The organism is Jiangella anatolica (genome assembly GCF_003236295.1).
Taxonomy (GTDB): domain Bacteria; phylum Actinomycetota; class Actinomycetes; order Jiangellales; family Jiangellaceae; genus Jiangella; species Jiangella anatolica.
Window position 1 is genome coordinate 44,780 of sequence record NZ_POTW01000022.1, and the last position, 12,874, is coordinate 57,653.

At 73.3% G+C, this 12,874-nt stretch carries 10 protein-coding genes; 6 read left to right on the forward strand and 4 right to left on the reverse strand.

Annotation, left to right across the window (positions count from 1 at the left end):
* The first annotated feature begins 81 nt into the window (after positions 1-81).
* The 5 genes from C1I92_RS11465 to C1I92_RS11485 all read left to right on the forward strand — a co-directional run bounded on the left by C1I92_RS11465 (position 82) and on the right by C1I92_RS11485 (position 4,041).
* Positions 82-645 carry a TetR/AcrR family transcriptional regulator gene (locus tag C1I92_RS11465; RefSeq protein ID WP_111254797.1) on the forward strand — a complete coding sequence of 188 codons (564 nt, stop codon included), beginning with the start codon at positions 82-84 and terminating at the stop codon, positions 643-645.
* Positions 646-668: 23 nt separating this feature from the next.
* Positions 669-1,925 (forward strand): sensor histidine kinase, encoded by a 1,257-nt coding sequence (locus C1I92_RS11470; RefSeq protein WP_199521144.1) that lies wholly within the window; start codon positions 669-671, stop codon positions 1,923-1,925.
* Positions 1,922-2,572, forward strand: a complete 651-nt coding sequence (locus tag C1I92_RS11475) for a response regulator (protein WP_199521145.1) — start codon at positions 1,922-1,924, stop codon at positions 2,570-2,572. The genes C1I92_RS11470 and C1I92_RS11475 overlap by 4 nt, the downstream gene beginning before the upstream one ends.
* Before the next feature lie 73 nt (positions 2,573-2,645).
* The gene (locus C1I92_RS11480; RefSeq protein ID WP_111254798.1) at positions 2,646-3,731 is read left to right on the forward strand and encodes a hypothetical protein; all 1,086 of its coding nucleotides are present in this window, start codon (positions 2,646-2,648) and stop codon (positions 3,729-3,731) included.
* Between the two features lie 4 nt (positions 3,732-3,735).
* Positions 3,736-4,041 carry a thiamine-binding protein gene (locus C1I92_RS11485; protein WP_111254799.1) on the forward strand — a complete coding sequence of 102 codons (306 nt, stop codon included), beginning with the start codon at positions 3,736-3,738 and terminating at the stop codon, positions 4,039-4,041.
* Here the strand turns inward: C1I92_RS11485 and gad are convergent.
* From gad to C1I92_RS11500, 3 genes are all read right to left on the reverse strand, one after another.
* Complete coding sequence (gene gad, locus C1I92_RS11490) at positions 4,035-5,408, reverse strand: glutamate decarboxylase (RefSeq protein WP_111254800.1); 1,374 nt, start codon at positions 5,406-5,408, stop codon at positions 4,035-4,037. The two genes, C1I92_RS11485 and gad, sit on opposite strands and share 7 nt — an antisense overlap.
* 62 nt (positions 5,409-5,470) lie before the next feature.
* Positions 5,471-7,453, reverse strand: coding sequence for an ABC1 kinase family protein (locus tag C1I92_RS11495; RefSeq protein ID WP_111254801.1), 1,983 nt, complete (start codon positions 7,451-7,453; stop codon positions 5,471-5,473).
* A 32-nt stretch (positions 7,454-7,485) separates the two neighbouring features.
* Complete coding sequence (locus tag C1I92_RS11500) at positions 7,486-8,823, reverse strand: MATE family efflux transporter (RefSeq protein WP_111254802.1); 1,338 nt, start codon at positions 8,821-8,823, stop codon at positions 7,486-7,488.
* A 330-nt stretch (positions 8,824-9,153) separates the two neighbouring features.
* On the opposite strand from C1I92_RS11500, the gene dnaB reads away from it, so the two are divergent.
* Entirely contained in the window at positions 9,154-11,973 is a 2,820-nt protein-coding gene (dnaB, locus tag C1I92_RS11505; protein ID WP_199521146.1) for a replicative DNA helicase, read from the forward strand.
* Between the two features lie 4 nt (positions 11,974-11,977).
* Here dnaB and C1I92_RS11510 read toward each other — a convergent pair whose 3' ends face one another.
* Positions 11,978-12,820 carry a helix-turn-helix transcriptional regulator gene (locus C1I92_RS11510; RefSeq protein ID WP_199521153.1) on the reverse strand — a complete coding sequence of 281 codons (843 nt, stop codon included), beginning with the start codon at positions 12,818-12,820 and terminating at the stop codon, positions 11,978-11,980.
* Between the last annotated feature and the right edge of the window lie 54 nt (positions 12,821-12,874).

Genomic DNA, 12,874 nt, shown 5'->3' on the forward strand with positions numbered 1-12,874 from the left:
TCCCGGCCAGATCGTTGACGTGGAACCTTTCTCGCATCGGGGTACGTTCACTGCACGACCCCCCACGATCGACGGAGTCCCATGCTCGACCGAGACCCCAGCAGCACGCGGGCGCGCATCCAGCGCGTGGCGCTGGAGCTGTTCGCCCAGCAGGGGTACGACCAGACGTCGCTGCGGGAGATCTCCGAGCGCCTCGGCATGACGAAGGCGTCGCTCTACTACTACTTCAAGAGCAAGGACGACATCGTCCACAGCCTGGTGGACGACCTGCTGACGGCCGTCGACGAGGTGGTCGGCTGGGCCGCCGAGCAGGACCGCACGCCGGAGAACCGGCGCGAGCTGATCGAGCGGTACGGCAAGGCGATCCGCGGCCAGGGTGCGCAACTGCTGCGGTTCCTGATGGAGAACCAGCCGGCGCTGCGCTCGCACGAGTCCGGCGACGCGCTGCGCGACCGGCTGCGGGTGCTGGTCGACTTCGTCGTCGACCCGGGCGACCCGCTGCCGGTGCAGCTGTGCGGCCGGATGGCGTTCTACACGCTGCTCGGCGGCCCGATGATCATGAGCGACGTCGACGCGACCTCCGACGAGATCTTCGACGCCGCCTGCGCGGTCGCCGTGTCGATGCTGCCGGAGGACGCCGGCTGAGGCCGGCTGCGACAATCGGCTCCGTGGGAGCGCTGCGCAGCATCGTCGCGCCGCTGGCCGGGCGCCGGCTGGCCCGCCGCGGCATCCACCTGTTGCTCGGCGGCGTGATCCTGCTGCCCTACGTGTTGCTGATCGTCGCGTTCGTGCGGCTGTTCACCGACCCGGGCACGCCGTACGTCCCGGCCGCGGTGCTGGCGGCGGTCACGTTCGTCATCGCGACGGTGCCGCCGTTCCTGCCGGCGATGCGGGCGCTGGAGATCACCGCGACCCGCGCCCTGCTCGACGTCGACCTGCCCGATCCGGCCGCCGACCCGCCCTGGGAGAGCCGGCTGTTCGGCGCCGGCTGGTACGTGCTGCACCTGCTCAGCGGCGGCGTGGCGATGGCGGCGGTGCTGTTCTCCGCGCCGACGGCGGTGCTGCTGGTGGCGCGCGGGCTCGGCTTCGACGACGGCGGCGGCATCGCCGGGCTGGGCTTCCTCGACGAGGTCGGCGGCGGCTGGGCGGTGCTGTTCGGGCTCGGGCTGGTCGTCGCGACGGCGTGCCTGGTGGCCGGGCTCGGCGCGCTGCTGGCGTGGTTCGCGCCGCTGCTGCTGGGGCCGTCGCCGGCGGAGCTGCGGCTGGCGATGGAGGAGCAGGCCCGGGAGTTCGCCGAGCGCAACCGGCTGGCCCGCGAGCTGCACGACTCCGTCGGCCACGCGCTGACGGTGACGACGCTGCAGGCGGCCGCGGCGCGCCGGGTGCTCGACTCCGACCCCGAGTTCGCCCGCCGGGCGCTGCTCGCCGTCGAGGAGGCCGGCCGGACGGCGATGGAGGACCTCGACCACGTGCTCGGCGTGCTGCGCGCGGGCGGCGCCGGACCCGGTGACGGCGCGTCGCCGCAGCGCACGCTGGCCGACCTGGACCGTCTCGTCGACGACGCGCGGACCGCCGGCATGGACCTGGAGGCGACGGTCGACGGCGATCTCGCGGCCGTGCCGCCGGTGCTGTCGCGGGAGGCGTACCGGATCGTGCAGGAGGGCCTGACGAACGCGGCCCGGCACGCGGCGCGGGTGCCGGTCCGGCTGCGGGTGGTGGCGACGGCGGACGGACTGGACATCGACGTGTCGAACCCGCTGCCCGGTGGTGTCGCCGGCTCCGGCTCCGGCTCCCGGGCGAACGGTGGCCGCGGCCTGCGCGGGATGCGGGAGCGGGTCCGGCTGCTGCGCGGCGAGCTGTCCGCGCAGGCCGCGGACGGGGTGTGGCGGGTGCGGGTGCACCTGCCGGGACGGGAGGACCGGTGACCGGGCAGATCACGGTGCTGCTGGTGGACGACGAGCCGCTGGTGCGGGCCGGGCTGCGGGCGATCATCGACGCGGAGCCGGACCTGCGCGTCGTCGGTGAGGCGTCCGACGGCGCCGAGGTCGGGCCACTGGTGGCCCGGTCCCGCCCGGACGTCGTGCTGATGGACGTGCGGATGCCCGCCGTCGACGGGATCCAGGCGACCCGGCTGCTCGCCCGGCACGACGACCCGCCGCGCATCCTCGTCGTCACGACGTTCGAGAACGACGACTACGTGTACGAGGCGCTGCGCGCCGGCGCGCACGGGTTCCTGCTCAAGCGGGCCCGGCCGGAGCAGATCGTGCAGGCGGTCCGGACGGTGGCCAGCGGCGACTCGCTGCTGTTCCCGGCCGCCATCCGCGGACTCGCCGCGGCGCACGCGGGCAACGGCGGCGACGCGCTGGCCGGCGCCGGGCTGAGCGAGCGGGAGGCCGAGGTGCTGCGGCTGATGGCAGCCGGCCGGTCCAACGCCGAGATCGCCGGCGACCTCGTGGTCGGCGTCGAGACAGTGAAGACCCACGTCGGCAACGTCCTCACCAAGCTCGGCGTCCGCGACCGCACCCAGGCCGTCATCGCCGCCTATGAGTCCGGTTTCATCACCCCGCGCTGATCCCCCTGGCGAGGGACCCGTCTCACCGAGCGGCGGGAGGCCGGAGCGGTGCGCCGCGGGCGAGAGTCGGGGTATGGAACTGACGATGACGGCCGCACCGGTGCGGCTCAGCTGGTGGCGGCGCTGGCCGGACTGGGCGCCCTGGGCGGCGACGGTGTGGGCGCTCGGCTACGGGCTGACGGCGCTGGGCTGGACGCTGACCGGCGCCGGCTACCCGATCGACCCGGCCGACCCGAACAGCGAGCTCTCGCTGCTCGGCGACGTGCCGGCCGACGTCGGCGCGCCGCTGTTCGCCGCGGTCGCGTTGGCCGGCGCCGGGACCGGTGCGGTGATGGCGCGGTACCGGCCGGGCGCGAGGGTGCCGCGCTGGTGGCGGCGGTTCGCCGTCGGGTTCGGCGGGTCGCTGGCGCTGGTGCTGCTGATCGTGGTGCCGACGACGCGGATGCTGGCGCTCGTGGGCTACCTGCCGATGATCGTGGTCCTCGGGCCGTTCGACGCCGGGCTGCGGGCCGACGTCGCCAGTGCGCTCGGCGTCGATCACGTGCACCAGCTGGTCGCGCTGATCGGCGGCTTCCTCTGGGCGGCGGCGACGGTTGCCTACGCACGGCGCACCGCCGGCTCCTGCGCCAGGTGCGGCCGGCCGGATCGGGCGGCCTCGGTCGCGGTGGTGCGGCGCTGGGGCCGTCCGGCGGTCTACGTGGCGGCGGCGATCCCGGCGCTGTACGCGGCGACCCGGTGGCTGTGGGTCGCCGGCGTGCCGATCGGCATGAGCGAGCGGGAGCTGGACGAGCTGGCCGCCGACGGCGCACTGCTGGCGGCTGCCTGGCTGGGCTCGTTCGCGCTGGTGGGCACCGTGCTGACGCTGGGCCTGGTGCAGCGCTGGGGCGAGGTGTGCCCGCGCTGGATGCCCGGGCTGGGCGGCCGCCGGGTGCCGGTCGGGCTGGCCGTCGTGCCGGCGTCGGTGGTGGCGGTGCTGGTGACCTCCGGCGGGCTCGGGCTGATCAAGGGCGGCCTCTCCGAGGGCCTGATCGGCGCCGAGGACTGGGCCGCCGTCGGGCCGGCGCTGCTCTGGCCACTGTGGGGCGTCGCGCTGGGCTGGGGGACGCTGGCGTACTGGCTGCGCCGCCGCGGCCGGTGCACGGACTGCGGCCTACGATGACGCCATGCTCATCGCGTTCTCCGTCGCACCGTCCGGCACCGGCGACTCCGTCGCCGAGGCGGTGGCCGACGCCGTCGCCGTCGTCCGCGAGTCCGGCCTGCCGAACAGCACCGACTCCATGTTCACCACCATCGAGGGTGAGTGGGACGAGTGCATGGACGTCGTCAAGCGCGCCACCGAGGCGGTCGGCCGGCACGGCCACCGGGTCAGCCTGGTGCTCAAGGCCGACATCCGGCCCGGCCACACCGGCGAGATCACCGGCAAGGTGGAGCGCCTGGAGGCCGCGCTGGCCCGCAAGCGGGATCAGTAGCCGGTCCCCGACTTGACCCGGCTGCGTTCGCGCTCGTGCAGCCCGCCCTTCGCCTCCAGCGTGTGCAGGGCGTGCGCGAGATCGTCGGCCAAGGTGTCGGCGAGCGAGCGGCCCAGCGTCTGCTTGACCAGCGCGCGCAGGATCGTCACGTCCTGCGCGTCGGGCGGCAGCGAGTAGGCCGGCAGCATCCAGCCGTGCTCGCCGGCCAGCTGGCCGGCCACGTCGAACTCGTCGTAGTCGTGCTCGCCGGCCAGCCGGAACGCGACGAGCGGCAACTGCTCCGCGCCGGGCTCGCCGACCAGCTCGAAGTCGCCGGCCGCGACGATCCGCTCGGCCAGGTCGGCGGTGTTGGCCTGCATGGTCCGCATGATCGCCTGGTAGCCGGCGTGTCCGTAGCGGACGAAGTTGTAGTACTGCGCGAGCACCATGCTGGCGTTGGTGGAGAAGTTCAGCGTGAACGTCGCGTCGCGCTTGCCCAGGTAGTTCTCGTAGAAGACGAGGTCCTCGGCGAGGTCGTCGGTGGTGCGGAACACCAGCCAGCCGATGCCGGGATAGACCAGGCCGTACTTGTGCCCGGAGACGTTGATCGAGCGGACCTGTTCGAGACGGAAGTCCCACTTCGTGTCCGGGTAGAGGAACGGCCAGACGAAGCCCCCGCTGGCGGCGTCGACGTGCAGCGGGACGTCCAGGCCGCGCTCGTCGCGCAGTCGGACCAGCAGGGCGTCGATGCCGGCGATGTCGTCGGCGTGCCCGGTGAACGTCGTGCCGAGCACGGCGGCGACGCCGATCGTGTTCTCGTCGACGTGCGGCTCGACGTCCTCGGGGCCGATGGTGAGCCGGTCCGGCCGCAGCGGGATGATCCGCGGCTCGACGTCGAAGTAGCGGCAGAACTTCTCCCACACGACGTGGACGTCGCCGCCGAACACCAGGTTCGGCCGGTCGGCGCTCTGCCGCGCCGCCTCACGCCGCTGCCGCCACCTCCACTTCAGCGACAGCGCGCCGAGCATGATCGCCTCGGACGAGCCCTGGGTGCGGGTCCCGGTGGTGGGGCCGGGCGCGTGGAAGAGGTCGGCCAGCATCCGGATGCAGCGTTGCTCGATCAGCGCGGTCTGCGGGTACTCGGCGTGGTCGATGTAGTTGCGGTGCAGGTTCTCGGCGATGACCCGCTGCGCCTCGGGCTCCATCCACGTCGTGACGAACGTGGCGAGGTTGCGCATCGGGATGCCGTCGAGGACCAGCTCCTCGCCGAGCAGTCGCATCGCGTCCACGGCCGGCATGCCCTGCCGCGGCAGCCGGTCGTCGGGCGCCGGCCGCTGCAGGAACCCGGTGCCGTAGCGGTCGTCATAGCCGTTCGCATGCCGCGCCATGGCTCGACGCTAGAGACGGCGCGGCCGTCCGGGGTCCCCCGGAGCGGGTGAGAGTGGCGCCGTCAGCCGCGCCGGAAGATCTGAGCCAGCACCCGAAGCGCCAGGATCGCGCTGATCACCAGCATGTTGTAGCCGATCAGCTCGTACAGGCCGACGGCGTCGGTGAGCTGCGGCCCGCCGCCGGTGCCGATGAGCAGCACGGCCATGATGCCGGTGGTCGCGGCGAGGACGGTCAGCAGCACCTCGTGCAGCATGGTCGTCAGCACCGCGCGGTCGCGCTCGTCGGCGAGCAGCCGGACGTTGATGCCGAGCCGGCCGTGCTCGGCGGCGCTGGCGATGCGCTCGACCCGGCGCGGCAGCCGGCGCAGGATCGGCAGCAGCGCGGCCAGCTCCTCGGTGACCGCCTGCTTGAGGTGCTCGGGCCCGTACTGCTCCTCGACGTAGCCGCTGGCCAGCGCGCGGGCGCCGCCGATGAGGTCGAACCGGGGCGTGAGCCGGGTCAGCGTGCCCTCGGCCGTCGCCAGCGCCCGGAAGACCGCGGCGATCTCCGGCGGGATGGCCAGACCGTGGTCGGCGACGACGCGGAACAGGTCGCCGAACATGCGGGCGCCCGTGCTGACCGTGCCGGTCGTGTGCCTGGCCATGAACCGGCCGATGTCGCGCTCCAGCGCCTGCTGGTCGATCTCGTCCGGCCGCGGCACCAGCTCCAGCAGTGCGTCGCTGACGGCAAGTGGGTCGCCCCGGTCGACGCCGACGAGCAGCCGCTGCAGGGCGTCGCGCAAGGCGCCGTCGAGCCGGCCGACGGAGCCGAAGTCGAGCAGGCCGAGGCGGCCGTCGTCGAGCAGGAAGATGTTGCCGCCGTGCGGGTCGGCGTGGAAGATCCCGTCCAGCACGATCTGGCGCAGCAGGCAGTCCAGCAGCGTTGTCGCCAGCGCGTCGCGGTCGACGCCGCGCTCCTCGATGACGGCGCCGGCCCGGTTCAGCGGCGTGCCATGCAGCCGGTCCATCACCAGCACCCGCTCGGTGCACAGCGCCAGGTGCGGCTCGGGCAGGACGACGTCGGGCTGGCGGCTCGGCGCGGACGCGACGGCGGTGATGTTGTCCGCCTCGATCCGGTAGTCCAGCTCCTCGCGGATCGCGTCGGCCAGCCCGGCCGCCAGCGTCCGCACGCCCATCCGCCGGCCCCACCGGGTCCCGCTCTCCAGCCGGTTGGCCAGCCGCGCGGCGATGTCGAGGTCGCGCTCGACCACGGGCCGGATGCCGGGCCGCTGCACCTTGACGACGACCTCGGCGCCGTCGTGCAGCCGGGCGACGTGCACCTGGCCGACGGACGCGGCCGCCAGCGGCTCCCGGGCGAACTCGGCGAACACCTCGTCGACCGGCGCGCCCAGCTCGGCGACGAGCACCCGCTCGATCTGCGGCCACGGCACCGGGCTGGCGTCGTCCTGCAGCCGGGCCAGCTCGTCGGCGATCTCGGCCGGCAGCACGTCGCGGCGGGTGGCGAGGATCTGGCCGAGCTTCACGAACGTGACGCCGCCGGCGTTCAGCGTGTTCGTCAGCGCGCGGCCCAGCTGGGCCCGGCCGGACGGGACGTCCAGCGCCCGGTCGCGGGTGCCGCGCAGGTACGAGCCGAGGCCGTGCCGCACCGCGATGCCGATGATCTGCCAGTACCGGCGGGCCCGCCGCAGCCGGCCGAGCAGCCCGCGTCCCCACACCAGCGCCGGCGGCAGCGAGCCCAGGGGCACGAACGCCTCGATGATCACCAGCAGCACCATCGAGGCGAGGATCGTCAGCACCCCGGCCAGCAGCGCGAACCAGAACGCGACCGCTCCCTCGCTCCGGTCGGTCAGCCCGGACGGTGTCAGCGTGAACTGGTCCATCAGCGCATACATGATCAGCGGGCCGACGATGATCGCGAACCCACCGGTCAGCAGCAGCCGGAACAGCCCCAGGCGCAGGCCGAGCAGGCGCTGCGCGATCAGCCCGAAGATCAGCGCGGTCAGGACCGAGAAGGTCGCGACGAACGGGAACGTCAAGACATCCATCGCCGCCAGTGTCGCAGGCGTACCGAGCCGGCTCAGCGGACCGCGCCGGTGACCATCCAGGTGTCGCTGCGTTCCCGCAGCGCCAGCGTGACCAGGCGGACCAGCATCCAGAGGCCGATCGCGCCCCACAGCCACATCAGGCCGGCCCGCCCCGACACATCGGCGACGGAGACCGCCCAGGCCGCCGGCAGGAACGCGGCGACCGACAGCACCGACGCCCACGCCAGGTAGCGCCCGTCGCCGGCGCCGATCAGCACGCCGTCGAGCACGAACACCCAGCCGGCGATCGGCTGCATCGCCGCGGCCACCACCAGTGCGGCGAACAGCAGCGAGCGCACGTCCGGGTCGGATGTGAACAGCCGCGCGTAGCCGCTGCCGATCACCAGCAGCAGCACCGCCAGCGCGACCCCGGACAGCACGCCCCACTGGACCATCCGCCGGGTGATCGACCGCGCGCCGTCCACGTCGCCGGCGCCGAGCGCCCGGCCGACCAGCGCCTGCGCGGCGATCGCGACGGCGTCGAGGATCAGCGCCAGCAGCGTCCACGTCGTGAACGCGACCTGGTGCGCCGCCAGCGCCGCCGTCCCCAGCCCGGCCGCCACCACGGTGATCACGATGAGCGCGACCCGCATCGCGACCGTCCGCACGATCAGCGGCACGCCGGCGCCGAACGCCTGCGCGACGCCGCGCCCGTCCGGCCGGATCGGGACGCCGGCGCGCCGGGCGCCGCGCACCACGACCCGGGCGAAGACCGCCGCCATGCCCGTCTGCGCGAGGACGGTGCCCAGCGCCGAGCCGCCGATGCCGAGGTCCAGCCCGTACACCAGCACGACGTTGAGGACGACGTTCGCGACCGCCCCCGTCACCGCGACGTACAGCGGGGTCCGCGTGTCCTGCAGGCCGCGCAGCACGCCGGTGGCGGCGAGGACGAGCAGCATCGACGGGATGCCGAGGAGGCTGATGCGCAGGTACGTCTCCGCATGACCGGCCACGTCGTCGTCCGGGCCGAACAGCGACACCACCCACGGTGCCAGCGGCCAGCCGGCCGCGACGGTGCCGAGGCCGATCAGCACCGCCAGCCAGCAGCCGTCGATGCCCGAGCGCAGCGCGCCGGCCTGGTCGCCCGCGCCCAGCCGCCGCGCCACCGCCGCTGTCGTGCCGTAGGCCAGGAAGATCGACACGTTCACCAGCGTGCCGAGCACCGCCGACGCGATGCCCAGGCCGGCGAGCTCCGGTGTGCCGAGATGGCCGATGATGGCGGAGTCGGTGAGCAGGAACAGCGGCTCGGCGACCAGCGCGCCCAGGGCGGGCAACGCGAGCCGCAGGATCTCACCGTCGGCCGGGTGCCGGCGGAACGGATGTCGAATCATGGCAGCACCGACGGTAGAGGTGACACCTGTCATCGCGTGACCGTTGTCTCGCCATCTGAGATCGTGCCCTGTGGATCTCCGTCCACACCCCGTGGACGACGAATGTCGCTCGTGACCTGGGGTGACGTTCGAGCTGTGAACAACTCGCCGAGGCGCTGTCCCCAGGGTTGTCCACAGTTGGGGATGATCGTTTACGCGGTGCCTCCACAGCTCCTCCACAGCACCTGTGGATCATCGACTTGGCGACGCGCCGACGCGGGCCATAGGTTCGCCAAACAGCGGTGGCTGTTAGAACATATGTATGGACGACCCGGTGCCGGAGGTGTGTGCGTGAGCGTCGCGGAGCTGCCGGATCGCCGGGAGGAAGCCCCGGCCGACTACGGCCGCACGCCCCCGCAGGACGTCGCCGCCGAGCAGTCGGTGCTGGGCGGCATGCTGCTGTCCAAGGACGCCATCGCCGACGTCGTCGAGATCCTCCGCGGCCACGACTTCTACCGGCCGGCGCACGAGGCGGTCTACGAGGCGATCATCGACCTCTACGGCCGCGGCGAGCCCGCCGACGCCGTCACCGTCGCAGCCCAGCTGCAGAAGCGCGGCGAGCTCGGCCGGGTCGGCGGCGCGCCGTACCTGCACACCCTGGTCTCCTCCGTCCCGTCGGCCGCGAACGCCGGCTTCTACGCCGACATCGTCCGCGAGCGGGCCATCCTGCGCCGCCTGGTCGAGGCCGGCACCCGCATCGTCCAGCTCGGCTACAGCGACGACGGCGACGCCGACGCCATCGTCGACCGCGCCCAGGCCGAGGTCTACGCCGTCACCGAGAAGCGGGCCTCCGAGGACTACCACCCGCTGTCGGAGATCATGGAGGGCACCCTCGACGAGATCGAGGCGATCGGCTCCCGCGGCGGCCAGATGGTCGGCGTCCCCACCGGCTTCACCGACCTCGACGCGCTGACCAACGGCCTGCACCCCGGCCAGCTGATCATCCTCGCCGCCAGACCGGCCGTCGGGAAGGCGCTGGCACTGGACACCCCCCTGCCGACGCCGACCGGCTGGACGACCATGGGCGAGGTCCGGGCCGGCGACCTGCTGATCGGCGCCGACGGCCGGCCCACCAGGGTCGTCGCGGCGACCGACGTCATGACCGACCGGCCCTGTTACGAGGTCGAGTTCTCCGACGGCACGGTCATCGTGGCCGACGCCCAGCACCAGTGGGCGACGACCACCCGGGCGGGACGGCGTGCGGCCGCGGAGCGTCGTCCGCGCCGGTACTACTGGCCCGACGCGTCGGTGGCCAGGGCCTGCGCCATCGCCCACCGCGCCGAGCACGAGGCCGACCGCCTCGTCACCGCGGCGCAGGCGGTCGCCGAGGTCGGCAGCGAGTTCCGGCACGCCATCCACGGCGCGGTCGAGGCGGTCCGGGCCGGCGCCCCGACCTCGGGCACGACGTACTCACGTCGCCGACTGCTCGGCGAGCTGGCGAGCCGGGTGTCCCGGCCGGTGGGCAGTTGGTCCGCCGCCGAGCATCCCGGCATCGTGACGACCGAGGAGCTGGCCCGGACCCTGCGCTCCGCGGGCGGCGACCGCCGGCTCAACCACGCGGTGCGGCTGGCCGAGCCGTTCGAGCTGCCCGACCGTGACCTGCCGCTGCCGCCGTACGCCCTTGGTGTCTGGCTCGGCGACGGCCACAGCGCGTCGGCCCGGTTCACGTCCGACGATCCCGAGATCGCCGCCGAGATCCGCCGCGCGGGTCTGCGGGTCGAGCCGCGCGGCCCCCGGCTCTACTCGCTGCGGCTACCTGAGCCGGCGCCGATCGCCGAGCGTGACTGCGTGGTCTGCGGCGCCTCGTTCGTGCCGAAGACCAGTCAGGTCCGCACGTGCGGACGGCGCTGCGGTGGACGGGTCCGCGGCCTGCCCGGAGCGGGCGCGGCACCGACGTGCCCCGACTGTGGCCGCCCCTCCTCGGGGATGCGCCGCTGCGACGCCTGCCACCGTGACCACGGCACCGTCCAGGCCCTGCTGCGGACCATGGGCGTTCTCGGCGACAAGCACATCCCGGCCGAGTACCTGCGTGCCTCGATCCGGCAGCGCCGCGACCTCCTCGCCGGCTTGCTCGACACCGACGGCTACGTGAACCCGAACGGCGTGGTGCAGTTCGCCGTCACCAACCGCCGGCTGGCAGAGGACACGCTCGAGCTCGTCCACTCGCTGGGCTACCGGGCCCGCATGACCACCAAGCGGGTCCCTGGCCGCAGCGAAGCCACGTCGACGTCGTACTGCATCACCTTCACCCCGCGCGACCCGGTGTTCCGGTTGCGGCGCAAGCTGGAGCGGCAGCGTCTCGGCAGTGGCCCGACCGCCCGCATGGTGGTCGACGTCCGTCCGGTGCCTTCCGTCCCGGTCCGCTGTGTCGAGGTCGACAACGCCGACCACCTGTACCTGGCCGGCCGTTCCTGCATCCCGACGCACAACTCGACCCTGGGACTCGATCTGGCCCGGGCGGCGTCGATCAAGAACGGGCTGACCTCGGTCATCTACTCGCTGGAGATGGGCCGCAACGAGATCACCATGCGGCTGCTCTCCGCCGAGGCCAAGGTCCCGCTGCACCACATGCGCTCCGGCCAGATGACCGACGACGACTGGAACCGGATCGCCCGCAGCACCGGCGAGGTCTCCAGCGCGCCGCTCTACATCGACGACTCGCCGAACATGACGATGATGGAGATCCGGGCCAAGTGCCGGCGGCTCAAGCAGCGCAACGATCTCCGCCTGGTGATCATCGACTACCTGCAGCTGATGTCCAGCGGCAAGCGGGTCGAGAGCCGGCAGCAGGAGGTCGCGGAGTTCTCCCGGGCGCTCAAGCTGCTGGCCAAGGAGCTCGAGGTCCCGGTCATCGCGATGAGCCAGCTCAACCGTGGTCCCGAGCAGCGCCAGGACAAGAAGCCCATGCTCTCTGACCTGCGCGAATCGGGCAGCATCGAGCAAGATGCCGACATGGTGATCCTGCTGCACCGCGAGGACGCCTACGAGAAGGAGTCGCCGCGGGCGGGGGAGGCCGACTTCATCGTGGCCAAGCACCGCAACGGGCCGACCGCCACCATCACCGTCGCGTTCCAGGGCCACTACAGCCGCTTCGTCGACATGGCCCAGTGAGCGCTCAGGCGTTCGTGCGGAAGTCCTGAGTGCCGATCACCCGCAGCAACTGCAGTTTCTCGGCGGCGTCGGTGCCCTCGAGCGGGAAGTACGCCAGCAGCTGGACGTCCTCGTCGGGCGTGAGCAGGACCTCGCAGTGCACGCGGATCGGCCCGACCTCGGGATGGACGAAGGTCTTCACGTCGGAGCGGCGCACCGCGACCTCGTGCTGCTCCCACAGTTCCCGGAACTCGGCGCTGTGCTCGAGCAGATCGCGGACGAGCTCGGTGACGTCGCGGTCGCCGGCCCGGCGCGAGTGCGTCGCCCGCAGGTCGCTGACGTGCGCCGCGGACAGCCGCGGCCGATCCTCCTCCGGGGCCGGCTCGCGGCTCGCGGGATCGGTGAACCAGCGCCAGTAGACGTTGCCCTCGCGGCCGGGCCGGACGTCCCGCTCACCCACGAGCGCCGCCAGCAGATCGTTGCGCCACAGCACCTCGCCCACATCGCTGAGGATGCAGACGGGCACGTCGACGAGGCGGCCGGCGAGCTGGATCAGGCCGGGACGGACGTGGCCGCCGGCGCGGCGCGGCGGCGCGGACAGCCCGGCCAGGTGGAACAGGTGGTCGCGCTGGTCCAGATCGCAGCGCAGCGCCCGGGCCAGCGCCGCCACCACGCCGTCGGACGGCGCGGAGCCGCGGGCCTGCTCCAGCCGGGTGTAGTGGTCGGCGGACACGCCCGCGAGCTGCGCCACCTCCTCGCGCCGCAGCCCGGGGGTGCGGCGGCGGATGCCGTCGGGCAGGCCGACGTCGGCCGGGCGGAGCAGCTCACGCCGGCGACGCAGGAAGTCGGCGAGACCGGCACGGTCGATCACGCCTCTATCGTGCAACGCCGCGGCGACGGTATCCAGGGAGAGGCCGTCCCT

Excerpts from the sequence above, each read along its gene's own strand:
- C1I92_RS11480 (WP_111254798.1), top strand. The coding sequence starts at position 2,646 with ATGGAACTGACGATGACGGCCGCACCGGTGCGGCTCAGCTGGTGGCGG.
- C1I92_RS11465 (WP_111254797.1), top strand. The coding sequence starts at position 82 with ATGCTCGACCGAGACCCCAGCAGCACGCGGGCGCGCATCCAGCGCGTG.
- gad (WP_111254800.1), bottom strand. The coding sequence starts at position 5,408 with ATGGCGCGGCATGCGAACGGCTATGACGACCGCTACGGCACCGGGTTC.
- C1I92_RS11495 (WP_111254801.1), bottom strand. The coding sequence starts at position 7,453 with ATGGATGTCTTGACGTTCCCGTTCGTCGCGACCTTCTCGGTCCTGACC.
- C1I92_RS11485 (WP_111254799.1), top strand. The coding sequence starts at position 3,736 with ATGCTCATCGCGTTCTCCGTCGCACCGTCCGGCACCGGCGACTCCGTC.
- C1I92_RS11500 (WP_111254802.1), bottom strand. The coding sequence starts at position 8,823 with ATGATTCGACATCCGTTCCGCCGGCACCCGGCCGACGGTGAGATCCTG.